The sequence below is a fragment of the Microvirga sp. jy35 genome (assembly GCF_056148915.1).
Genome location: NZ_JBWBEW010000018.1, coordinates 18,176 through 41,557, shown reverse-complemented (window position 1 = coordinate 41,557; position 23,382 = coordinate 18,176). Strand labels below are relative to the sequence as shown.

Annotated in this window: 16 protein-coding genes; 11 read left to right on the top strand and 5 right to left on the bottom strand. The window is 64.8% G+C overall.

Annotated elements, in window-relative coordinates; genetic code table 11:
* Positions 1–20: 20 nt before the first annotated feature.
* From AC0QTX_RS14905 to AC0QTX_RS14895, 3 genes are all read right to left on the bottom strand, one after another.
* Positions 21–1,106, bottom strand: a complete 1,086-nt coding sequence (locus tag AC0QTX_RS14905; RefSeq protein ID WP_474604601.1) for a transglycosylase SLT domain-containing protein — start codon at positions 1,104–1,106, stop codon at positions 21–23.
* A gap of 171 nt (positions 1,107–1,277) precedes the next feature.
* Complete coding sequence (locus AC0QTX_RS14900) at positions 1,278–1,724, bottom strand: Crp/Fnr family transcriptional regulator (protein ID WP_474604600.1); 447 nt, start codon at positions 1,722–1,724, stop codon at positions 1,278–1,280.
* Positions 1,721–4,441, bottom strand: a complete 2,721-nt coding sequence (locus AC0QTX_RS14895) for an ABC transporter transmembrane domain-containing protein (RefSeq protein WP_474604599.1) — start codon at positions 4,439–4,441, stop codon at positions 1,721–1,723. Before AC0QTX_RS14895 ends, AC0QTX_RS14900 begins: the two co-directional genes overlap by 4 nt.
* Before the next feature lie 161 nt (positions 4,442–4,602).
* Between AC0QTX_RS14895 and AC0QTX_RS14890 the strand changes: the two genes are divergently transcribed.
* From AC0QTX_RS14890 to AC0QTX_RS14850, 9 genes are all read left to right on the top strand, one after another.
* Positions 4,603–5,874 carry a glycosyltransferase family protein gene (locus AC0QTX_RS14890; protein ID WP_474604598.1) on the top strand — a complete coding sequence of 424 codons (1,272 nt, stop codon included), beginning with the start codon at positions 4,603–4,605 and terminating at the stop codon, positions 5,872–5,874.
* Positions 5,875–5,882: 8 nt separating this feature from the next.
* Positions 5,883–7,154: a glycosyltransferase gene (locus AC0QTX_RS14885; protein WP_474604597.1), complete on the top strand. Its 1,272-nt coding sequence runs from the start codon at positions 5,883–5,885 to the stop codon at positions 7,152–7,154.
* A complete protein-coding gene (locus AC0QTX_RS14880) occupies positions 7,151–8,281 on the top strand; it encodes a glycosyltransferase family 4 protein (protein WP_474604596.1) in 1,131 nt (376 codons plus the stop codon). The genes AC0QTX_RS14885 and AC0QTX_RS14880 overlap by 4 nt, the downstream gene beginning before the upstream one ends.
* Positions 8,278–10,218 (top strand): glycosyltransferase, encoded by a 1,941-nt coding sequence (locus AC0QTX_RS14875; RefSeq protein ID WP_474604595.1) that lies wholly within the window; start codon positions 8,278–8,280, stop codon positions 10,216–10,218. The genes AC0QTX_RS14880 and AC0QTX_RS14875 overlap by 4 nt, the downstream gene beginning before the upstream one ends.
* Before the next feature lie 30 nt (positions 10,219–10,248).
* Positions 10,249–12,114 (top strand): ABC transporter ATP-binding protein, encoded by a 1,866-nt coding sequence (locus tag AC0QTX_RS14870; protein ID WP_474604594.1) that lies wholly within the window; start codon positions 10,249–10,251, stop codon positions 12,112–12,114.
* Complete coding sequence (locus AC0QTX_RS14865; protein ID WP_474604593.1) at positions 12,111–14,024, top strand: ABC transporter substrate-binding protein; 1,914 nt, start codon at positions 12,111–12,113, stop codon at positions 14,022–14,024. The genes AC0QTX_RS14870 and AC0QTX_RS14865 overlap by 4 nt, the downstream gene beginning before the upstream one ends.
* Complete coding sequence (locus AC0QTX_RS14860; protein ID WP_474604592.1) at positions 14,021–15,040, top strand: ABC transporter permease; 1,020 nt, start codon at positions 14,021–14,023, stop codon at positions 15,038–15,040. The genes AC0QTX_RS14865 and AC0QTX_RS14860 overlap by 4 nt, the downstream gene beginning before the upstream one ends.
* The gene (locus AC0QTX_RS14855; RefSeq protein WP_474604591.1) at positions 15,037–16,200 is read left to right on the top strand and encodes an ABC transporter permease; all 1,164 of its coding nucleotides are present in this window, start codon (positions 15,037–15,039) and stop codon (positions 16,198–16,200) included. Before AC0QTX_RS14860 ends, AC0QTX_RS14855 begins: the two co-directional genes overlap by 4 nt.
* A 73-nt stretch (positions 16,201–16,273) precedes the next feature.
* Complete coding sequence (locus AC0QTX_RS14850) at positions 16,274–17,221, top strand: acetamidase/formamidase family protein (protein WP_474604590.1); 948 nt, start codon at positions 16,274–16,276, stop codon at positions 17,219–17,221.
* On the opposite strand, the gene AC0QTX_RS14845 is transcribed toward AC0QTX_RS14850, so the two are convergent.
* The gene (locus tag AC0QTX_RS14845; RefSeq protein WP_474604589.1) at positions 17,218–18,471 is read right to left on the bottom strand and encodes a DUF763 domain-containing protein; all 1,254 of its coding nucleotides are present in this window, start codon (positions 18,469–18,471) and stop codon (positions 17,218–17,220) included. The two genes, AC0QTX_RS14850 and AC0QTX_RS14845, sit on opposite strands and share 4 nt — an antisense overlap.
* Before the next feature lie 305 nt (positions 18,472–18,776).
* Positions 18,777–20,297, bottom strand: coding sequence for a DEAD/DEAH box helicase (locus AC0QTX_RS14840; protein ID WP_474604588.1), 1,521 nt, complete (start codon positions 20,295–20,297; stop codon positions 18,777–18,779).
* 273 nt (positions 20,298–20,570) lie between these two features.
* Between AC0QTX_RS14840 and AC0QTX_RS14835 the strand changes: the two genes are divergently transcribed.
* Both AC0QTX_RS14835 and AC0QTX_RS14830 read left to right on the top strand, forming a co-directional pair.
* The gene (locus AC0QTX_RS14835; RefSeq protein ID WP_474604587.1) at positions 20,571–21,773 is read left to right on the top strand and encodes an MFS transporter; all 1,203 of its coding nucleotides are present in this window, start codon (positions 20,571–20,573) and stop codon (positions 21,771–21,773) included.
* An 88-nt stretch (positions 21,774–21,861) separates the two neighbouring features.
* Complete coding sequence (locus AC0QTX_RS14830) at positions 21,862–23,382, top strand: glycerol-3-phosphate dehydrogenase (protein ID WP_474604586.1); 1,521 nt, start codon at positions 21,862–21,864, stop codon at positions 23,380–23,382.

Here is a 23,382-nt window from a genome sequence, read left to right as displayed (position 1 = left end):
CCCGTCCGTGGGGCCGCCCTTTACTGGACGACGGCGGTGGCTTCGGCCGTGCGCTCGGCCTGACGGGTGACCTCCGCGATGTACGGGCCGATGCCCTCATACCGGTCGAGGCGGCGGACGATCTTCGAATCGATCTTGTTGTATAGCTCGGCGACGCTCACGGGACGGCGCTTGCGCCCCTTGCCTTCCGTGAAGAGCCCGGCATTGGCGCGGGCTGCCTTCGGGAAGAGCTTGGAAGCCTTCATGTTCGGGTCCTGGTCCAGCACCTCGAGGAACCGGACCGCGCTGGAAGCACCCAGGAAGTGGGCAAGGTAAAGCTCGGCCTCGGCCAGTTCCCGCTCGCCTTGAGCCTGCAGAGCCCGCTCCACGTCCTTGATCAGCTCGCCGGCCATGAGGGCCGAGAAGAAGGGATCGGTACGAAGGCTCATGATCCAGTCGCGGTGCTTGGGGTCGACGGCGAGTTCGCCGTTGACATAGCGGATCGCCTCCGCGGCTGCCTTGAAGCCGTAATCGGCAGCGTGCTGGTAGACCGTCTCGATCCAGGTGCTGTCGATGAACTGGAACAGGCCCTGGGCCGAGGAGGTGGGTGCCTTGGCTTCCGGCGAGAGGCTCGATTCCACATCGGCCAGGGTCATCATGTAGACCGGGTCGACCCCTGTCACTTGTGCGGCCTTGAGGATGGAATGAACCAGCCAGCGCGGCACGTTGCGCCCGTTGAAGGGGATCAGCTCGTCCGGATCCCCGATCTCCGTCTCGGATATGGTGGGGGATGCCGGCTTCTCGGCGCGGGGCTTCGTGAAGGAGAAGGCCCCGTCGAGGATGGCCTTGAAGAGACCCGGATCCTTGGCGAGCTTCGGGGTGTAAGCCGCGGACGCGGTCACCACCGAACCGGTGATATCCTCCTGCACCTGCGGGACGGCGGCGGGCCGTGCCAACAGGGCGGTGGGGATGGTTGCCACGGCGGCCGGCCCGGCAGTGAGGCCCTGGAGGCCCATGATCAGGCCTGCGGCCAGGGCGAGGTGGAGAGAGCGGCGACTTCCGGTCTTACGCACATCCGCAACAGGCTGCGGTACTGCGCATAGCAGCGTTCTCGCGTTACTCATCATCACTTAATCCCGCATAGCCCAACCTGATGATCGGGCCTTCCCTTGTGTTATTCTGGGACAAGGGTTGACGGGTAGATGTGTCGAGAATCGGTCAGCTTGGCCATAAAAAGTAGGAATTCGCTAACCTTGCGCAGCTTTTCCCCGAGAAATTTTCAGGTTTTTTCCGGAAATTTAGGATGATGATTGTGCGACGAGCTGCGCGTTCGTCCGCTCCAGGCGCTTCGCCAGCTCCCGCATGATGGCCAGAGACATCTGGGGGAATTGGGCCAGAAGCTCCAGGAACACCCGCTTGTCGATTCGCAGCGCCGTGGTCGGCTCGGCCGCCATGATCGTCGCGGAGCGCGGGGTATCGGACAGAATCCCCATCTCGCCCACGAGGGCGTTGCTTCCCAACTCAGCTACCTGAATTTCCCCGCCAGGGGTGTTGAGCAGCACGTTGGCCCGACCGTCGAGAATGACATAGGCGGCGTCGGACGGATCCCCTTGGGAGAAGAACCGCTGCCCATCGGCGAACTGCACCCGCTCGCTCGTGAAGGCGAGAAGCTTCAGGCGGGCGGGGTCCACATCCCGGAACATCGGGACCTGCCGCAACGACTGAACTTCCGTCTCAAGGGTCATGCCACCTCTCCTGCTATCCTCTGGGGGGCGTCCGGCTCGGGCGTCGAGGGCCTTGGAGCCGGAGCGGCCGTCTTGTTGGTTATGATCTGCCCGTCGCGGAACCGTATCTGAACATCGAAGGCGTCAGCCTGTCGATCATTCGGCAGGACCATGAACAAGCTTTGTTGATCGAAAAGGTCAAGGAGCAGTTGCATCAGCTGCTGGCTTCGGGCCTCATCGAAAGGTGCGAGCGCTCCGTCGATCACGAGAATGTCCGGGCGCTTCACGAGGCAGCGGACCAAGTTGACGCTCGCCCGCTCCTGCGGGGAGAGGAGCCTGCCTGCCGTGCCAACCTGATAATCCAGGCCGATCCTCTCGACCTCCTCCTGAAGGTCAAGTTCGCGAACGACCGCCGCAACCGCCTCCGCAACCCGCGCGCGGGCATTGGCCACCTGATAGCTGACACGCCCGAACAGGAGGTTGTCCCTCAAGGGGGCGGCAGCGCAGATCCTGTCCGGATCGTAGAACTCCACCCCATCCGACTCTGACTTTTCAAGAACCTCGCGGACGAGTCCCCGTGCCTCGACGATGCGGCCCGTCATGGCTTCGTCGAGAAGGCCCAGACGATGCCTGGCTTCAATATAGGCCAGCGGCAGGGACAGGAGGCGTGTCCGGTCATCCCGCTTCAGGCTGCCCTCCCCTCGGCCGCGACGGCGTAGGATGGCCTCGAACTCGGTCAGCTCATCGGCGCCGATGAAGGAGAACTGCTCGAACAGGGAATGCCCTGGCGGGAGGCCCTCGAAGATCTCGGTCATGGTCTCGGCGATCTGCAGGCCCATGCGAACGAGGTCATCCGTCATCCCCGCCCTGTCCATGGCGCTGCGGAAATGGGCGTTCTCGGCGAGGTTGCGGCCCTTGAACTCATCGGCGATCGGCACACCGAAAAGAAGGTTTTCCGCAATCGTCGCCTGACTGTTGTACAGCGCCGGATCGAAGGGCTCCACCAGATCGGCCATGCCGTTGGACCGGAAAGTTTCCCGAAGGCGGTGCCGTGCCTCCACCAGGCGCTCGGCGAGGCTCGTATGGCGCTGCGGATCGATCCTGCCGGCAAGCCCGAACAGGTAGATCGTGTCGCCCATGCCGACCCTTTCGAGGAGATCGAGGAGGATGCGGTCGAGCTCGTTCTCGTCCTTCGCGCCGATGCGCTCGTAATCCACCCACTGATCGGAGATGCTCTCGATCGGATTGCCTGTTCTGAGCGCCTCCGCGATCCGGCGGTCCATCTCCTGTCTGTCCTCCTTCAGCCGGCCCAGAGGCTTGGAGCGAAGGCCATAGACGAGATTGTCCCGAATGCTGCCGGGGAAGAGGATCGGGTCGACGCCCGCATAGGCGATTCTGCGCCCGGTCACGGCGATGGGAAGCTGGGTCAGGTCCCGCTCGCCGATGCGGATCCGGCCGCTGAATTCCAGGCTCCGACGGGCCAGTATCCGGGCCAGGATGCCGGCCGCCGCACCGCCATTCGAGATCAGCGCCAGACTGGCCGGCAGTTCGGCCGCGAAGGCGCCGCCTTCCACGATCAGATCCCCATGCGACCCGGCGATCCGGATGTCTTCGGCAACGAGGGGGCCGATCAGAGGCTGATCCGCCTCCGCCGCCTCGCGCGTCTCGATCAGCGGACCGAGCCTGTCCTCTGCGAAGTGCTGGGTGACCTGATCGTACTTCACCTGAACGTCGAGACGCTGCTGGTCCCAGTCGATCAACTCCTTCAGGGGCGGAGGCAATTCGCGGTAGGCCGCAATGACGGCGACGAGCTGGCCGATGTCGAGGGTGCCGCGCAGGGCGAAATAGCCGCCGATGGCGTAGAAGAAGAACGGCGTCAGCTGGGCCAGGAAGTTATTGAGGGCTTTGACAAAGAATTTGCGGTTGTAGATCTTCAATCGGATGGAGAAGAGATTGAAGAGGCGGTGCCCGATCTCGGCCCTTTCCCAGCTATAGGCATTGTGGACATGCACGACCTCGATTCCGTCGAGGACCTCTGCGATGCGCCCGGCCAGCTGGCGGGACGCCAGCTGGCGCTGCTTGCCGAGCCGCAGCAGCTCGCGGCGCAGCCGCGGGATGATCGTGAACTGCACCGCGATCACCGCCAGTGCGATCAGGCCGAGCCAGACGTTCTGCACCATGATGAACACGAGCGCGGTGATGGCCTGCGTGCCCAGGAACACGGGCGTGATGAAGGCATCGCCGATGAAGCCGCCGATCGGCTCGACCTCGTCCTTGACGATTGTCGCGGTCTCGGAGGATTTGACGGTGCGCAGGGCTTCCGGGCTGAAGCGCAGCACCATGGAGAACAGGTCGAAGCGCATGCGCCTGAGCATCCGCTCGCCCAGCACGCCCTTGGAGACGTTGATCCAGTATTTGAAGGCCCCGTTCACGATGACGAAGAACAGGAACACGAACGACAGGCCCATGAGCAGGCCGACCCGGCTGACCTGGAAGCCCTCGAAGATCTCCCATGTGCCGCCCCCGAGCCAACCTGGCCAGTCGACGGCCAGATTGAGAAGAGGAGCTGTCGGGTTTCCGTCACGGAAGGCCTCGCCCTGGATGGCCTGGTTCACGATCTGGCGAGGCAGATCGAGGGACATGAAGTAAAACGGCAGGGACGCCAGAACGACCGCGCAGACGATCATCTGGTCGCGCTTCGAATGTGTCCAGATATACCGAAAAAGGCTCTTTTCCATCAGCGCAGTGATGCCATCTTCATGTGCCGGTGATCCCTCTTTCCGTTCTGGGGCATCGCCATAGTTTGACGAGAGGGGCTATTGCAAGGGTAGAGATAGCTGGCCTAACGTCAATAAACGATACGTCATTTTCCTTTTCTTGCCCACCAGGGGAAGCCTGCATGGCAGACGCGGTCATGGACCCGAGAACAGAGACAGGCCAGCCCCCGGTCAAATCCCCTCAGGGGGCAAGGGTCCTCATCTACAGCCACGACACGTTCGGGCTCGGCCATCTGCGCCGGTCGCGGGCACTCGCCAATGCCATCGTGGAGGCGCAGCCGGGCACCTCGGTGATCATCATCTCGGGATCTCCCGTGATCGGCAACTTCGAGTTCGAGAGCGGCGTCGACTACATCCGCATCCCGGGGGTGACCAAGCTGCACGACGGCGACTACCGCAGCCTCAACCTCAACGTGGATCTGGACGAGGCGGTGGGCCTGCGTCAGGCGCTCATTCTCCAGACAGCCAAGGCCTTCCGGCCGGACGTGTTCATCGTCGACAAGGAACCCACGGGATTTCGCGGCGAGGTCGTGCCGGCTCTCGAGTATCTGCAGGCTGCGGGCTGCCGTCTCGTGCTCGGCATCCGGGACGTCATGGACGAGCCGGCCCTCCTCGTCCCGGAATGGGAGCGCAAGGGCGCAAGGGCGGCCCTGATCCGCTATTATGACGAGATCTGGGTCTATGGCCTGAAGGATGTCTACCAGCCCCTCAAGTCGCTGGACCTGCCCCCCGATGTGGAAAGCCGGATCACCTATACCGGCTATCTGCGCCGGGACGTGCCGCCGACGCCGTCTCTGACCAAGTACCCCAAGATCACCAAGCAACCCTTCATTCTGGTCACCACCGGCGGCGGCGGCGACGGGGACGACCTGATCGACTGGGTGATCTCGGCCTATGAGGCGGATGCGGAGCTCGATCAGCCCGCGCTGATCCTTTTCGGCCCGTTCATCGACAGGGACAAGCGTCGCTCCTTCGTGGAGCGCATCGCCCGGCAGCCGAAGCTCGACGTGATGTCCTTCGACAACAAGATCGAATGGCTCATGAAGAAGGCCGACGCGGTGGTGGCCATGGGCGGCTACAACACCTTCTGCGAGGCCTTGTCCTTCGACAAGCGCACCCTCATCGTCCCACGCACCCGGCCGCGGCTGGAGCAGTACATCCGGGCGGTCGAGGCCGAGCGCCTCGGCCTCGTGCGGATGCTGAGCGATTACAAGGAGCCGCGCACGCCCGAGGGCATGGCGGCGGCCCTGCGCGCGCTGTCGTCCCAGCCCCGCCCGTCAGAGGTGACAATTCCCGGCCTTCTCGATGGGCTTGACCGGGTGTGCGAACGGCTCAAAGTGCTGACCGAATCCCAACCACGGTTTGCCCCTGCCTATCATCAGGCGGCCGAGTAGCGTGAAGAATGCTTCCTTCAACGACAGCCCGACGCATCGCCATCGTGGTGAAAGGTTATCCACGCCTTTCTGAGACCTTCATCGCCCAGGAGATCCTCGCCCTCGAGCAGCGGGGCCTCGACCTCGAGATCTGGTCTCTCCGGCATCCGACGGAACGGGCCGTGCATCCCATGCACAAGGCGATCAGAGCAAAGATCACCTATCTGCCGGAATATCTCTATGAAGAGCCCCTGCGCGTGATGCGCGGCGCCCTCTGGAGCCTTGGCCAGCATGGCTTCGGGGCCACGATCAAGGCGTTCTGGCGCGATCTGAGGCGCGATTTCACCGCCAACCGGGTACGCCGCCTGGGGCAGGCCTTCGCGATGGCCCGGGAGCTGCCGGCCGACGTCCGGCACCTGCACGTGCATTACCTCCACACCCCCGCTTCCGTCGTCCGCTATGCCGCGCTCCTGACGGGCCGGAGCTGGACCTTCTCGGCCCATGCCAAGGACATCTGGACGACGCCGGACTGGGAGAAGCGCGAGAAGATCGCCGAGGCCCGCTGGGGCGTGACCTGCACGGCCCAAGGTGCAGCGAACCTTCGATCGCTGTCGCGGCCGGAGCAGGTGTCGCTCGTCTATCACGGGCTCGATCTCTCGCGCTTTCCGTCACCGCCCGAGAGCCGCCCCGCCCGCGACGGCTCGGACCCGCTCGATCCGTTGCGGATCGTCTCCGTCGGCCGGGCCGTGGCCAAGAAGGGCTATGGCGACCTGATCCAGGCACTCGCCGCCCTGCCGCCGGATCTGCACTGGCGCTTTGCCCATGTGGGCGGCGGCGAACTGCTCAACAGCCTCAAGAAGCAGGCCGAACAGGCCGGCATCGCGAGCAAGGTGGCATTCCTCGGCTCCAAGGCGCAGCCCGAGATCATCGCTCTCCTGCAGGAAGCCGATCTCTTCGTGCTGCCCTCCAAGGAGGCGAAATCGGGCGACCGGGACGGCCTGCCGAACGTGATCATGGAGGCCGCGAGCCAGGGGCTTGCCATCGTGGCGACGGACTTCGCCGGCATTCCGGAATTCATCCGCAGCGGTGCCGAGGGCGAGCTCGTTCCGCCAGGGGACTGGGAAGCCTTGTCCAATGCCCTCAATCTGCTCGCCCGTGACCCTGAACGGCGCGAATCCCTCGGCTCCGCGGCCTTCGCGCGCCTGCGCGGCGACTTCTCCATGGAAGGCGGAATCGACGTGCTCGAAAGGCGCCTGAGTGCTGTGACCGAGAAGCCCCAGAGAGAAGCGGAGCGGGTGTGACTCACGCGCGGCCCGTGGCGTTCTACGCCCCCTTGAAGAGCCCGAACCATCCTCTTCCGTCTGGCGACCGCACCATGGCGCGGCTGCTGATGAAGGCCCTCGACCGAGCAGGCTACCCGCCGCAGCTCGCCAGCGAGCTGCGCACCCTCGACAAGGCAGGCCATCCGCAGCAGCAGGAGCTCATCAGGCAGCAATCGCTCGGGGAGGCCTCACGCCTCATCAAACACTATCGGGCTCTGCCGGAGGAAAGCCGCCCCTGCCTGTGGTTCACCTACCACGTCTATTACAAGGCGCCGGACTGGATCGGCCCCAGCGTGGCGGAGGCGCTGCGCATTCCCTATGCGGTTGCGGAAGGCTCGCGGGCCGCAAAACGTGCGCAGGGCTCCTGGGCCCTCGGGCATGCGGGAGCAGAGGCGGCTCTCGACAGGGCCGACGCAATCTTCGTCATGACGGCGCATGACCGGGAAGCATTGCAAGCGGCACGCCCCCCGCATCAGGTTCTGGTCGATCTTCCGCCGTTTCTGGATTTACAGGACTGGTCCGCGCCGAGTGCCGCCCTCCCGTCCGGAAGCGAACCGCGCCTGCTCACCGTCGCAATGATGCGCAAAGGCGACAAGCTCGCCTCGTACGGCATTCTTGCCGCCGCTCTCGAACGCCTGCAGCATCTGCCCTGGTCGCTCGACATCGTGGGGGACGGTGAGGCACGGGAGGTGATCGTGCAGCGCTTCTCGCCCTTCGCAGACCGGGTGCGATACCACGGCCGGATCGAGAGCCGGACCGATCTGAAGGCGCTCTATGAAAGCGCCGACCTCTTCGTCTGGCCTGCCGTCAACGAGGCCTACGGGATGGTGCTGCTGGAGGCTCAGGCCATGGGCTGCACGGTGCTCGCCGGAGCCTATGGCGGTGTTGCCAGCGTGGTGAAACATGGCGAGACCGGAACCCTGACACCCCCCGGCGACGTCGCGGCCTTTGCCGATGCGTTGAGCGCCCTCCTGCAGGATCGGGATCGGCTCCGTAGGCTCGGTGCCGATGCCCTGCGCTTCGTGCGACGGGAGCGCGACCTCGATCATGCCGCTTTGCGCTTGCGCAATGCCCTCGAACCGCTCACGGCTAGGGTGGGAGCATGACATTGCGCGTGTTGATTGCCGTGACGCATCTGCTGGGCGCGGGCCACCTGACCCGGGCCGCCGCCCTGGCGCGTGCTTTCGCCGGCAAAGGGCATGAGACGACCCTCATGTCAGGCGGAGCCCCTGCCCGCCTGGCCGATCTCGGCAGAGCAGCGCTCGTTCAGCTGCCGCCCGTGCGCACCGCCGGGACCGATTTCAGGACGCTTCTCGACGAGAACCTCAACCCGGTCGATCAGGCCTATCTTGATCGACGCCAAGCGATCCTGCTCGACACCCTCCGCCACACCCGACCCGACATCCTCATCACCGAACTGTTCCCGTTCGGGCGTCGGGTGCTGGCGGGCGAGTTCACGGCGCTGATCGAGGCCGCGCGCGCCCTCGATCAGCGCCCGCTCCTCCTGTGCTCGATCCGCGACATTCTCGTGGCGCCGACAAAGGCCGAGCGCATCGCGCAGGCCCACGAGCGGATCCTGCACGACTACGATGGCATTCTTGTCCATGGCGATCCCACCCTCATTCCCCTGGAGGCCTCATGGCCGGTGGATGAAAGGATCAGGCCCCTCATTCGCTACACCGGCTATGTGGACGAGAACGAGGATCCCGTTCCGGAAGGTCACCGGCATGGCATCGTGGTCTCGGGCGGATCAAGCGCCGCGAGCCTGCCGCTCTACCGTGCCGCGCTCGAAGCCGCGCGGGCCGTCGACGATCGCCCTTGGCGCATCCTCATCGGGCGGGGCGTAGCGGAGGAAGACTTTCAGGCGCTCCGGAACAGCGCTCCGTCCCATGCGGTCGTCGAGCGGGCGAGACCTGATTTCCGGGCGCTGCTCGCCAGTGCCGACATCTCCGTCAGCCAGGCCGGCTACAACACGGTCGTGGACCTCCTGCGCTGCGGCGTGCGATCGGTTCTCGTCCCCTTCGAGGCCGGCCACGAGACGGAGCAGCGCCTGCGGGCCGAGCGCCTGAAGGGCATGGGCCTTGCCGAGATCGTCCCGGAGGACGAAGTGTCCGGGGCACGTTTGGCCGAGGCGATCCGCCATGGGCTCCGGCAGCCCTTGTCGCCGCCCCCGGCCATCGCCATCGATGGGGCACGGCGGAGCGTTGCCATCGCGGAAAGCCTGGCCCTGTCCGGGCCTGCCCTGCATCCGACCATCGACTGGTCGCCTCTGAACGCTGCGCTGGAGCGGGCCAGGGATCGGGGCTGCTCCCTCCGCTTCTGGTGGCGGGATGACGATGCGGTGGCCGACACCCCTGCCCTCGACCGCCTCCTCACGCTGGCCCGCCGCTACGGTGCCGGAATTGGCCTGGCCGTCATACCGGGCGGCCTTCAAGCCTCGTTGGCTTCGCGCCTTGCGGATGAACGCTCGGCCTTTGCCCTGGTGCATGGGTGGAGCCACGACAACCATGCATCTCGGGAAACCAAGAAGGCGGAATTCGGCGCTGATCGCCCGGTGGAAACCATGGCCGCGGAAGCACGGCGCGCTCTGCAGGTGACGCAAGATCACCTCGGACCGAAGCTGCTGCCGGTCTTCGTGCCGCCCTGGAACCGGATCTTCAGCGAGATGATCCCGCACCTGCCGCGCCTGGGCTTTGCAGGATTGTCGACGTTCACGGATCGAGCTGTCGCCTCCCCCGCCCAGGGCCTCCTGCAGGTCAACACCCATGTGGATCCCATCGACTGGCACGGCAGCCGAAGTGCGGTTGAGCCCGGGCGGATCGTTGCCGGCTTCGCGGGAGCTATCGAGCGGCGCATCGCCGGCAAGGCCGACCGGGATGAACCCATCGGGTTGCTGACCCATCATCTGGTCCATGACGAGGTCATCTGGATGTTATCCGAAAGGCTTATGGCGCATCTCGCGGCACGAGACATCCATTTCCTGCGTCCCGATCTATGTTTCGGAATGGAAACAGGGTCACATTTGCGATCTAATGGGATTTGAAGCGTTATGCTCGTAAGCGTGGAGGAGCATATGGAAGCGCCAATCCTGTCGGTTCGCCAGCTGACGGTCGACTTCAGCACCGACGCCGGAAACTTCCGCGCGGTCGATGGCCTGACCTTCGACATTCCGAAAGGGAAGACAGTGGCGCTTGTCGGCGAGTCCGGATCTGGCAAGTCGGTGACGGCCCAAGCCATCCTCCAGATCCTGTCGAAGAAGGCCAGGATCGCGAACGGCTCCCTTCTCTTCAACGATCCTGCGAACGGGGGAAGCATCGACATCGCGGCGCTGCCGGCCGAAAGCGATGCCATGCATGCCCTGCGGGGCGCACGCATCGCCATGATCTTCCAGGAGCCGATGACGTCCCTGTCGCCGCTCCATACCATCGGCGACCAGGTCTCCGAGGCGCTGATGATCCACGCCGACGTGGACCAGGCCACGGCGAACCGGCGGACGATGGAGGTGCTGGCCAGGGTCGGCTTCCCGGATCCGAAGCGGGCGCTCAGAACCTACCCGTTCGAACTCTCGGGCGGCCTTCGCCAGCGCGCCATGATCGCCATGGCGCTCATCACCCGCCCGGCCCTTCTGATCGCCGACGAGCCGACGACAGCGCTGGATGTGACCACGCAGGCGCAGATCCTCGACCTCATCAAGGAGCTGCAGGTCGAAACGGGCATGTCGGTGCTCCTCATCACCCACGATCTCGGCGTCGTGGCCAACGTGGCCGACGAAGTGGTGGTCATGTACCGCGGGCGGATCATGGAGGCCGGCTCGCGGGATGACATCTTCCGCAACGCCCAGCATCCCTATCTCCAGGCGCTCATGCGCGCGGTTCCGCGCTTTGCCATGGCCGACAACGAGCGCCTGACGCCGATCCGCGAGGTGAAGAGCGCAAGCCTCGCATCCGTCGATGCGCCGCAGCGCGTTCAGCCGACAGGCCCGATCCTGAAGGTGGAGCGCCTCACCAAGTCCTTCACGCTCCGATCCGGATGGTTCTCCGGCAAGACACGGGAGATCCGCGCCGTGAGCGAGGTCGACCTTTCCCTTCCGGCGGGAAAGACCCTGGGCCTCGTGGGTGAGTCCGGCTGCGGGAAGACCACGGTGTCCAAGATGATCATGCGGGCGATCACGCCCAATTCCGGACGGGTGCTGTTCGACGACGGAACCGGTCCCAAGGACGTGCACAAGCTCGAAGGCGAGGCGCTGACCACCTATCGCCGTTCGGTGCAGTTCATCTTCCAGGATCCATTCTCGTCCCTCAATCCCCGCATGACGGTCTACGAGCTTCTGACCGAACCCCTGCGCATTCATGACATCGGCACCTCGGACGACCGCTATGAGCGCGTGAAGCAGCTCCTCGAGATGGTGGGGCTCGACCAGCGGGCGCTCCGGCGCTACCCGCATTCGTTCTCCGGCGGCCAGCGCCAGCGCCTCGGGATCGCCCGGGCACTCGCGCTCGAGCCGCGCGTCCTGCTCTGCGACGAGCCCGTGTCAGCCCTCGACGTCTCCGTTCAGGCGCAGGTGCTGAACCTGCTCAAGGACCTGCAGACGGCCCTGGGACTCTCCTTCCTCTTCGTGTCGCACAACCTCGCCGTGGTGGACTACATCGCCGACACCATCGCGGTGATGTGCCGGGGCTACATCGTCGAGGAGGCTCCGAAATCCTCCCTGTTCCGCAATCCGGTTCACCCCTATACTCAGGCCCTGCTCGCGGCCGTGCCGGATCCGGACATCGACCGGCCCCTCGATTTCACCAAGCTGCGGACGGGCGGCTTCTCGCAGCCCTCCGCATGGCCGGAGCCCTACCGCATCGAGCCTGGCGAGTTCGGTGTGATGAAGGAAATCGAGCCCGGCCATAAGGTCCGTCTGGGGCGACTGACAGCCCGGGAGGCTGCATGATGCTCAACATCCGCAAAACCACGCTTGCACTGGCTCTTTCGCTCGGTTGGCTGGCACTTCCGGCTCTGGCTCAGGATTACAAGGAGCCCCCGCTCTTTGCCGACCTGCCGCAGGACAAGAAACTCCCGCCGATAGTCGAGCGCCTTCCGAAAACGCCCATCGTTGTCGGCTCATCCGGTCAGTACGGCGGCGACATCGTCACCCTCGTTCCGCGCCCGCGCGACATCCGCTACATCTCGACCTTCACCTATACGCGCCTCATCGGCTACGACAGGAACCTGGAGCTTCAGCCCGATCTGGTTGAGAGATTCGAGAACGTGGACGACCGGGTCTTCACCTTCATCCTGCGCGCCGGCCATCGCTGGTCCGACGGCTCGCCTTTCACGGCAGAAGATTTTCGCTATTACTGGGAGGATGTGGCGCACAACCTGGACCTCTCGCCCGCAGGACCGCCCGAGTTCATGCTGGTGGACGGAAAGCCGCCCCGCTTCGAGGTTCTCGACGAGCGCACATTGCGCTACACCTGGGACAAGCCCAATCCGCGTTTCCTGCCGCAGCTGGCCGGCCCGCTCGATCCCGGCATCTACCGTGCCTCGGCCTATCTGAAGCAGTTCCACGCCAAATACGCCGACAAGGCCGATCTTGAGGATAAGGCGAAGCAGCAGAAGCTGAAATCCTGGGCTGCGCTCCACAACCGCATGGACGACATGAAGGAGCAGACCAATCCGGCCCTGCCGACCCTGATGCCGTGGCGCGTGATGAATGCGGCGCCGGCGAACCGCTTCATCTTCGAGCGCAATCCCTACTACCACCGCGTCGATGCCGAGGGGCGGCAACTCCCCTATGTGGACCGGATCATCATGGACGTGTCGGCCAGCGGCCTCTTTGCCGCGAAGGCCAATGCGGGTGAGGAGGATCTGCTGTTCCGCGGCCTGTCCATGGGCGACATTCCCGTCCTGAAGCAGGGTGAGAAGGCGAAGGGCTACACGACCCTGCTCTGGCCCTATGCCCGCGGCACGGAGCTCGCGCTCTACCCCAATCTCAACACGGTGGATCCGGTCTGGCGCCAACTCAACCGGGACATTCGCTTCCGCCGCGCCCTGTCCCTCGGGATCGACCGCAAGACCCTCAACAATGCGCTGCTCTTCGGGCTGGGCGTCGAGGGCAACAACACCATCGTGGCGGAAAGCCCGCTCTTCATGCCGGAGCTGCGGACTCAGCACGCAACCTACGATCCCGATCAGGCCACCCGCCTGCTCGACGAGATCGGCCTGACGAAGCGCAACGGCGCGGGCATCCGACTGCTGCCGGACGGCCGCGAGCTGGAGATCATCGTCGAGACCGACGGCGAGAGCAGCCTCGTGGTGGACGGGCTCACCCTCATTGGCGAGTTCTGGCGCGAGATCGGCGTACGGCTCTTCGTGAAGCCGCAGGACCGGACCGTGCTGCGCAACCGCTCCTATGCGGGTCTCACCGTGATGGTGGCGGCCCCCGGCCTCGACAACGCGATTCCCACCGCCCTCATGCCCCCGACCGAACTCGCTCCCATGCGGCAGGACAACTATGCCTGGCCGAAATGGGGGCAGTACATCGAGACCAAGGGCAAGAACGGAGAATCGGTCGACATTCCGGAGGCCGAACAGCTTCTCAAGTCGTACGAGACCTGGATGAACACCGGGAACCGGGAGGTCCAGAGGGCGGCCTGGCACGAGATGCTCAAGAACCACGTGGAGAACCAGTGGACCATCGGCACCATCGCCGGCGCCCTGCAGCCTATCGTGGTGCGAAACGGCCTCCATGGCCTCCCGGCCAAGGCCCTGTACAGCTGGGAGCCCACGGCGATGCTGGGGATCTACCGGCTGGATGAGATCTACTGGAACAAAGCCGCCGGCAAAGAGGCCCGTCGATGATCCGCTTCCTGTTGCGTCGCACTGCCACCATGGCGGTGACCCTGCTGATCATTTCGGCCCTGGTGTTCTTCATCATCAAGCTGCCGCCGGGCGACTTCCTGACCAACCAGATCGCGGAGCTGAGGGCGCAGGGGGAATCAGCCTCCATCGCCAAGGCCGAGTTCCTGATCCGGCAGTACGGGCTCGACAAGCCGGTCTGGCAGCAATACCTGGTCTGGCTCGGCGTCATGCCGGGCCCGAACGGCTTTTCCGGCCTGCTGCAGGGCGACTGGGGGTGGTCCTTCGAATACGACAAGCCTGTCGTCGACGTGGTGGGCGATGCCGTTTGGCTCACGCTTCTCGTCAACTTCGCCGTGGTGATCTTCATCCACCTGATCGCGATTCCCATCGCGATCTACTCGGCCACCCGGCAATATTCCGTCGGCGACTACATCGCGACCTTCATAGGTTATATCGGCCTTGCGACACCCAGCTTCCTGCTCGCCCTGATCCTGCTCTATTACATGAACCGCTGGTTCGGCATCTCAATCGGCGGGCTCTACGATCCGCAATACGCGGGCGAGCCTTGGAACTGGGCCAAGATCCAGTCCCTCCTCTCGCATCTCGTGGTTCCCACCGTGGTGATCGGGCTCGGCGGGACTGCCGCCATGATCCGGCGCATGCGGGCGAACCTCCTCGACGAGCTGGGCAAGCAGTACTACGTGACCGCGAAGGCGAAGGGCCTCGGGCCCACCAAGGCTCTGCTGAAATATCCGTTCCGCATGTCCCTCAACCCCTTCATCGCCGATATCGGCAATCTCCTGCCGCAGCTCGTCTCAGGCTCGGTGCTGGTGTCGCTGGTCCTGAGCCTGCCGACGGTCGGCCCGATCCTGCTCAGCGCGTTGAAGAGCCAGGATCAGTTCCTCGCCGGCTTCATCCTCATGTTCGTGGCCGTGCTCACCGTAGCCGGCATGCTGGTCTCCGACCTGCTGCTGGCGTGGCTCGACCCGCGCATCCGCATGGGAGGCGCACGATGAACAATGTCGTGACGTCCAAGCGCCACTACGTCGATCCTGCGCCTTTCGATCCAGGCGCCACCGAGCCTGTGGGAACGCAAAGCGAAAGCTTCTACCGCGCTTCGTCCTGGCAGCTGATGTGGTGGAAGTTCCGTCGGCACAAGGTGGCGCTCGCCGCGGCCTTCGTGCTCCTGGCCTTCTATGCCATCGTTCCTTTCGTCGAGGTGATCGCGCCCTACAACCAGACCAAGCGGCACGGCGACTTCCTCTATGCGCCGCCTCAAGGCATTCACCTGATGCACGAGGGGCGGCTCATGAGCCCCTTCGTCTATCCCTACACCTACAGCTTCGACCTGGAGAATTTCCGTCGGGTCTACACGGTCGACACCTCAAGGCCGCAACCCATCCGCTTCCTGTGCCAGGGTGACGATTACGAATTCTGGGGGATGTGGCAGATGAACCTGCATCTGGTCTGCCCGCCGGAGAACGGAACGATGTTCCTGCTCGGCACGGACAGGCTCGGCCGAGACCTGCTATCGCGAATCATTTACGGCGCTCGCATTTCGCTTACCATCGGCATCGTCGGCATCGCCGTCTCGTTCACGCTCGGGCTCTTCTTCGGCGGCCTCGCGGGCTATCTCGGGGGCTGGGTCGATCACGTGATCCAGCGCACGATCGAGATCCTGCGCTCCCTGCCCGAACTCCCGCTTTGGCTCGCTCTCTCCGCCGCGCTTCCGCCGAACTGGAGCCCGATCCTGGTCTTCTTCGGCATCACGATCATCCTCGGCCTCCTGGACTGGCCGGGCCTCGCCCGTGCGGTGCGCTCCAAGCTGCTCTCCTTGAGGGAGGAGGATTTCGTGAAGGCCGCGGAGCTGATGGGGGCGTCCAAGCAGCGTGTGATCGCGCGCCACCTCATCCCCAACTTCATGAGCCACCTGATCGCCTCGGCGACGCTCTCAATCCCGTCCATGATCCTCGGCGAGACCGCTCTCTCCTTCCTGGGGCTCGGCCTGCGGCCGCCGGTGACGAGTTGGGGCGTGCTGCTCAACGAGGCGCAGAATCTGGCTGCCGTGCAGTTGCACCCCTGGCTTCTGTTCCCGATGGCCCCGGTGGTGATCGTCGTGCTCGCCTTCAACTTCATGGGCGACGGCCTGCGCGACGCGGCGGATCCGTATCATTAGCCGGATAGGCTGTTGTCCTTGGCTCAAGGGAATGCGAGACATCCTGCATCGGTAAAGACAGCAGAGGTGTTTCGTGGCCGAGTACCGGATTGATGCATCCCCGGAATCTGTTCACTGGGGTTATTTCGATGCGGGCATTCCCGCGCTCCTCACAGTGGATTCCGGCGACACGGTCACGATGTCGACCGTCTCGGGCGGCCCGGAAGCGATGCCGAAGGCGCCCTTCGCGATCCCGCAAGCGCTGTCGGACATTCATGCGGCCCACAAGCCGAAGCTGCCTGGCCACATCTGCACGGGTCCGGTTGCGGTGCGAGGCGCCAAAGCCGGTCAGGTGCTCGAGGTCCGCATCAAGGACATCCAGCTGCACTACGAGTGGGGCTTCACCTATTCTGCACCTCAGAAAGGCGCCCTGCCCGACGATTTCGACGAGATTCACTTCATGACCATCCCGCTCGACCGCGAGCGGATGACAGGCAGGCTGCCCTGGGGTCTGGAGCTGCCCTTGAAACCATTCTTCGGCGTGATGGCCGTGGCGCCGCCTGCCGCCTGGGGAAGCTTGAGCACCCTGCCGCCGCGCCGCAACGGCGGCAATCTCGACAACAAGGAGCTGGTGGCCGGCACGACTCTCTTCCTGCCGATCCATGTGGACGGCGCCCTGTTCTCCGTGGGCGACGGGCATGGCGTCCAGGGCGACGGCGAGGTCTGCGTCACAGCCATTGAGACCGGCCTGATCGGCACCTTCGAGCTGCATCTGCGCGAGGACATGAGCCTCACATGGCCCATGGCCGAGACGCCGACGCACGTCATGACCATGGCGTTCGACCCGGACCTCGACGATTGCGTAGTCATCGCGCTCCGCTCCATGATCAACCTGATCGTCGCCCGCACCGGCATCACGAAGGCGGAGGCTTATGCCCTGTGCAGCCTTGCGGCGGATTTGCGCATCACGCAGGTGGTCAACGGCAACAAGGGCGTCCATGTGATGCTCGACAAGAGCCTGCTGCAGAAGGCCCAGCGCTAAATCGCCGAGTCCGGGGGCGGCTCGTCACCGAAGATGGAGCGGCCGCCATAGGAATGGGACCTCGCCCGCTCCTGGCGGATGTGCTCTTCCACGTCGGAACCGGTGGCGTGCCGTTCGAGGGCACGGGCCTGGTCATCGAGGCGCTTCAAAGCAAAAAGCTCCTCCTGCTGCCCGAGCTTCGCATTCTGGACGGCCGATTTCAGCACGCGGATCGTCTCGTCATAGACGCGCACCGGCACCGGATAGGGATGCCGATCCTTGCCGCCGTGGGCGAAGGAGTAGCGGGCCGGATCGCTGAAGCGGCAGGGCGTACCGTGCACGACCTCCGCCACCATGGCGAGCGCCTGCACGGTGCGCGGCCCCACGCCGGGCGTCATCAGGAGATCGGGGAAGTCCTCAGGTCCGCGGTCGGCAGCGGCCGCAAGCGTCCCATGGAGCCGCCGCAGCACCACGTCCTTTGCCCGAACATCGTGATGCTCGGGCATCATCAGATGCGGCAGCAGGGGCTGCGGGCTCAAAGCCGGGGCTGCTTCCGCTACACGCTCCTCGAGCGCCAGGAACTTGCGGGCGATGCCGTCGGGTCCGAGCGAATCCAGAATCTCGATCTGCGCCTTGCGCGAGGCCGCCGCCCGACGGTCGGTGAGATTGACGATCGTGCCCTGCCCTTGCCCGTCGATGGCCGTGTGCGGCTCGTCGACGAAGCTCTCAAGATCCTCTGAGAGCCAGTGATAGCGGCGCGCCTGGCGGCGGTCGTCATTCATGCCCTGCTGGACTACGGCCCATTTGCCGTCATCCGTCACGATGAAGCCGTGGAGATACAGATCGAACCCGTCCTGGATCGCGGCGCTGTCGACCTTCGCCACGAGACGGCTGGCATTCGCGAGAGCAGCCCCATCGAAGCCGACGCGCTCGCCAATGGAGACGAGCTCATGCGGCGTCTGCCGCGAGTGCTTTCCTCGCCCGCCGCAGACATGAATGCCGAGTTCCTTCGAGAGCGGGGTCAGCCCGCGCTTCAGGGCCCCGATGACGCTGGTGGTGATGCCGGAGGAATGCCAGTCCATGCCCATCACGGCGCCAAAGGACTGGAACCAGAACGGATGCGCAAGCCGGCGCAGGAGCTCGTCGCGTCCGTAATGGTGCACGACAGCCTCGCTGATCACGCCACCGAGGCGGGTCATGCGATCCGCCAGCCATTTCGGCACATGGCCGGAATGCAGTGGCAGATCGGCGCTTCCGGCGCGCTTGGCCATCGAGCGGTGTCTCCTGGAGGTTGATTTTGCAGCTGCCTCACCTCTCCCATGGAGAGAGGTCGGGTCGCAAGGTCCGGGTGACGGCTTGCAGGTCCATCCGGAAAGGGCGTATCCCCTCACCCGCCGCGCTGACGCGCGTCGACCTCTCCCTCGAGGAGAGGTGAACCTGCGCCAGACCTGCATAGGCTATCGCTCACACCCCACCCCGGTCGCTGCCGCGGCCACCCCTCCCCACAAGGGGGAGGGAAAGAGGTTGAGCTATTCCCATAAAAAAGGCGCCCGAAGGCGCCTTTTCTGTTCATGTCTTAGCGGCGGCGGGGGCTCTTTTCGAGCCAGGCCACCTGGGCTCCGTCGCCGCGGCGCCCATCCGTACGGGCTGCGGCGGGCTTTGCCTGTGCGGGGCGTTGACCCTGTGCAGGCCTTTGCCCTTGAGCCGGACGCTGCTGCGCTTGCGCGGGCCGCTGCTGGTTCCCGGCAGGCTGGCCGCCCTGGGGCTGACCGTTGCCCGCAGGCTTGCCGCCACGACCGCGACGGCGCTTCGGCCCCCGGTCGGCGTTCGGATCGGCGCTGCGCGGCTGGCCATGACCCTGATGCCCGCGGGCATGAGGAGCCGGACGGCCCCGCTGCGGCTGCCCGTTGCGCCCGGATTGCTCGCGGCGCGGCTCGGACGATTCCGACGGGGCGGAACCGGCAGGAAGACCCTCGGGCAACGGCATGACCGGAACCTTGAGGCGGGTCAGCTTCTCGATGTCCTTCAGGTATGCCTTCTCCTCGTCGTTGCAGAACGAGATGGCGAGACCCGTGGCACCCGCACGGGCCGTACGGCCGATGCGGTGGACGTAGGATTCCGGCACGTTCGGCAGGTCGTAGTTGATGACATGCGACACACCCTCGACGTCGATGCCGCGGGCCGCGATGTCTGTCGCGACCAGCACACGGCACGAGCCGTCGCGGAAGCCCGCGAGCGCACGCTCGCGCTGCGGCTGGGACTTGTTGCCGTGAATGGCAGCCCCCGCGATGCCGGCCTTGTCGAGGCCGCGCACCACCTTGTCTGCGCCATGCTTGGTGCGGGTGAAGACGAGCACGCGCTCGATGGACGGATCGCGAAGAAGCGTCTCGAGCAGAACCTGCTTGCGGCCGGTCTGCACGAAGATCACGCTCTGCTCCACGCGCTCGGCGGTGGTCGCCACCGGAGTGACGGCCACATGGGCCGGGTTGCGCAGGAAGGACTCGGCCAGAGTCGAGATGGTCTTCGGCATGGTGGCCGAGAAGAACAGGCTCTGACGCTCCTTCGGCAGCAGGGTCACGATGCGCTTCAACGCATGGATGAAGCCGAGGTCGAGCATCTGATCGGCCTCGTCGAGGACGAGGATCTCGATCTCGCGCAGGGACAGGGCCCTACGGTCGATGAGGTCGATCAGGCGGCCGGGCGTGGCGACGAGCACGTCGACGCCATTCATCAGCGCCTTCTCCTGGCGGGAGATGGTGACGCCGCCGAACACCACCTCGGTGGTGAGACGGAGGTTGCGGCCATAGGTCTTGAAGCTGTCGGCGATCTGGCTGGCGAGCTCACGGGTCGGGCTGAGCACGAGCACGCGGGGGCTCTTGGCCCTGCGCGGCTTCGGGTTGCCGGACAGGCGATGCAGGATCGGCAGCGCGAAGGCGGCCGTCTTGCCGGTGCCGGTCTGGGCGATGCCGCACACGTCGCGGCCGTCCATGGCATAGGGAATGGTCTGGGCCTGGATCGGGGTGGGCTTCTCGTAGCCCTCGGTCGCAAGCGCCTTCAGGATCGGCTGGGCCAATCCAAAATCGGTGAAGAGTGTCAAGATCGTATCGTCTTTCGAACGGATGCGGTGAGCCGCAAAGCAGGTTCGGCTTGGTAAAGCAAAGGCGCTTCAGGGCTCTTTAGGGAAACAGCCCGCGTGATGGGGCCGTCTTATGATGGAGCGATTGAAGAAGGGGACCGGGGTCTTCGCCATATCGCGAATATCCGTCACGCAGTCCCGCTCAAGCTGCTCGGATAACGAGCGCCGTCGCCTGCTGTGCATATGGGGGGTAAAAGCCTATCCGTCAACCTCAAGGCCTGACATAAAGTAAGAATGTCACTCTCTAACCCTATGCCTTGGCGTATCGTCTCGGCCCTTTCGATCACGCATCTGATCTCCTACGGGACGCTGTTCTATGCCTTTGCGCTCCTGATCGAGCCTATGGAGCGGGATCTCGGATGGTCGAAGACGGCCCTGACCGCCGCCTTTTCCCTCGCTCTCATCTCCTCCGCGTTCTTCGCCGTACCGGTCGGGCGGCTGATCGACCGGGGCTACGGGCGGGCGGTGATGACGGGAGGCTCGGTGCTGGCCGCCCTTCTTCTCGTTCTCTGGGCATACACGGAGAGCTACCCGGTCTTCGTGCTGATCTGGATCGGCCTGGGGGCCGCCACGAGTGCGCTCTTCTACGAGGCGGGCTTTGCGGTTCTGACCCTGAATCTTGGCCTCCTGGCCCGCCGGGGGATCACGATCATAACCCTGGTGGCAGGCTTCGCCAGCACGGTGTTCATCCCGCTCCTCCACGTGCTCATCGACCGCTACGGCTGGCGCGACACGCTCCTGGCCATGGCAGCCCTGAATATCGGCATCTGCGCCGTGCTGCATGCCACCGGCATTCCGGCCGCTCCTGCGAGGCGGAAGGATACGGGCGAAAGCCGCGCGGCCATTCGGCCTATCGCGAAGCCACGCCGTGTCTTGGCCAAGCCAGCCTTCTGGCTCTTCGTGCTCACCAATACCCTGCAGGGCATGATCTCGACCGGGATCTCCATTCATCTGATCCCGATCTTCCTCGATCGAGGATTTTCCATCGAAGCAGCCGTGGTTGCCTATGCAGTAATCGGGCCGGTTCAGGTCGCGGCACGGTTCCTGACTGGTTTCGGTGAGCGGGCCATGAGCCTTAAGGGGATCGGAGTCGCCACCATGGCGCTCAGCGCCCTCGCCTTCCTGCTCCTGCCGTTCATCAAGGACGGATCCTGGCTGATCTTCGTTTTCGCCGCTCTTTACGGCGCCTCCAACGGGATGCTTACCATCGTGCGCGCCCTGCTCCCGCCGGAGTTGTTCGGGCGCGAGGATTATGGAGCCATCCAGGGCATGATTGCCATGCCGGTCCGGATCACCATGGCCGGCGCCCCCTTCGCCTTCGGCGCCCTCTGGGCCTGGTGGGGCAGCTACGATGCCGTGATCGCCCTCTGCCTCGCCATGGCCGTGGGTTCCCTCGTGGCTTTCATGCTAAACCTGGTCTTGGCGAGGGAGCCCTGAACAAGTTCGAGAATTTGCTTGCCTTAGGTGGCTAAAGAAACCATGTGCAGGACACCGGGACAGCCCGTTTGAAGGAAAGACGCATTCCGTGACGACAGTGACCGATCTTCTGATTGTAGGCGGCGGCATCAATGGCGCCGGCATCGCGCGCGATGCCGTGGGCCGGGGCCTCTCAGTCGTGCTCTGCGAACAGGGCGACCTGGCCGGCTACACCTCCTCCGCCTCGACCAAGCTGATCCACGGTGGACTGCGCTACCTGGAATATTACGAGTTCCGGCTGGTCCGGGAAGCCCTGTTCGAACGGGAGCGGCTGCTCGAATCCGCCCCCCACATCATCTGGCCGCTCCGTTTCATCCTGCCGCACGAGAAGGGCATCCGCCCGGCATGGTTCGTGCGCCTGGGCCTGTTCATGTACGACCACCTCGCCCCGCGCAAGAAGCTGCCGGGAACAGAAGGCATCAAGCTGACCCGGCATCCCGCCGGCCAGGCCCTGAAGCCCGGCTTCGACACCGCGTTCGTCTATTCGGACTGCTGGGTCGAGGACAGCCGCATGGTGGCGCTCAACGCCCTCGACGCCTTCGAGAAAGGCGCGGACATCCGGGTGCGTACCAAGCTCACCTCGGCCCGCCGGGACGGCCAGACCTGGGTCGCCACCCTCCAGAACGTGCAGACGGGCGACACGGAAGAGGTTCGCGCCAAGGTCATCGTCAATGCGGGCGGTCCCTTCGTGGCGGATGTGCTCAACGCCAAGCTGGGCCTCAATACTACCAAGAACGTGCGCCTCGTGAAGGGCAGCCACATCGTTGTGCCAAAGCTCTTCGACACCAAGGAAGCCTTCATTCTCCAGAACACGGACAAGCGGATCGTCTTCGCCATTCCGTATCAGGAGAAGTTCACACTCGTGGGCACCACCGACATCCCGGTCGAGTCGGTTCCGGACAAGAAGGTCGAGATCACCCAGGACGAGATCCAGTATCTCTGCAACGTGGTGAACCACTTCTTCAAGCGCGAGGTCACGCCGGCCGAAGTGGTGTGGACCTATTCCGGCGTGCGCCCCCTCTTCGACGACGGCTCCACCAACGCCTCGGCGGTCACCCGCGACTACGTGTTCGACATGGACGCGCCGCAGGGTCAGGCCCCGGTGCTGTCCATCTTCGGCGGCAAGATCACCACCTTCCGCAAGCTCTCCGAGCATGCCCTCGAGGAGCTGAAATCCTACTTCCCCAACATGAAGCCGTCCTGGACCGAAAAGGCCAAGATGCCGGGCGGCGACATGCCCGACGCGGATTTCGACCGCTTCTTCGCCACGGTGCGCCAGCGCTGGTCCTTCCTGCCCGAGGCCCTCGCCCATCGCCTTGCTCGCGCCTATGGCACCCGCGTCGAGGAGCTTCTCGGCTCCGCCAAGTCCATGAGTGATCTCGGAGAGGATTTCGGCGCCGGGCTCACCGCCGCTGAAGTCGACTACTTGGTGCGCCGCGAATGGGCGCGCACGGCCGAGGACATTCTCTGGCGCCGCTCAAAGCTCGGGCTGCATGTGCCGGTTGACGCTCCGGCCAGGATCGATGCCTACTTGGCCAGGACAAAAGTGGCGTCCGTCGCCGCTCAATAA

What these genes read in the sequence shown, in the direction of transcription:
- AC0QTX_RS14900 (WP_474604600.1), bottom strand. Translation starts at nt 1,724, where the DNA reads ATGACCCTTGAGACGGAAGTTCAGTCGTTGCGGCAGGTCCCGATGTTC.
- AC0QTX_RS14845 (WP_474604589.1), bottom strand. Translation starts at nt 18,471, where the DNA reads ATGGCCAAGCGCGCCGGAAGCGCCGATCTGCCACTGCATTCCGGCCAT.
- AC0QTX_RS14890 (WP_474604598.1), top strand. Translation starts at nt 4,603, where the DNA reads ATGGCAGACGCGGTCATGGACCCGAGAACAGAGACAGGCCAGCCCCCG.
- AC0QTX_RS14885 (WP_474604597.1), top strand. Translation starts at nt 5,883, where the DNA reads ATGCTTCCTTCAACGACAGCCCGACGCATCGCCATCGTGGTGAAAGGT.
- AC0QTX_RS14865 (WP_474604593.1), top strand. Translation starts at nt 12,111, where the DNA reads ATGATGCTCAACATCCGCAAAACCACGCTTGCACTGGCTCTTTCGCTC.
- AC0QTX_RS14905 (WP_474604601.1), bottom strand. Translation starts at nt 1,106, where the DNA reads ATGATGAGTAACGCGAGAACGCTGCTATGCGCAGTACCGCAGCCTGTT.
- AC0QTX_RS14860 (WP_474604592.1), top strand. Translation starts at nt 14,021, where the DNA reads ATGATCCGCTTCCTGTTGCGTCGCACTGCCACCATGGCGGTGACCCTG.
- AC0QTX_RS14855 (WP_474604591.1), top strand. Translation starts at nt 15,037, where the DNA reads ATGAACAATGTCGTGACGTCCAAGCGCCACTACGTCGATCCTGCGCCT.
- AC0QTX_RS14870 (WP_474604594.1), top strand. Translation starts at nt 10,249, where the DNA reads ATGGAAGCGCCAATCCTGTCGGTTCGCCAGCTGACGGTCGACTTCAGC.
- AC0QTX_RS14835 (WP_474604587.1), top strand. Translation starts at nt 20,571, where the DNA reads ATGTCACTCTCTAACCCTATGCCTTGGCGTATCGTCTCGGCCCTTTCG.
- AC0QTX_RS14895 (WP_474604599.1), bottom strand. Translation starts at nt 4,441, where the DNA reads ATGGAAAAGAGCCTTTTTCGGTATATCTGGACACATTCGAAGCGCGAC.
- AC0QTX_RS14875 (WP_474604595.1), top strand. Translation starts at nt 8,278, where the DNA reads ATGACATTGCGCGTGTTGATTGCCGTGACGCATCTGCTGGGCGCGGGC.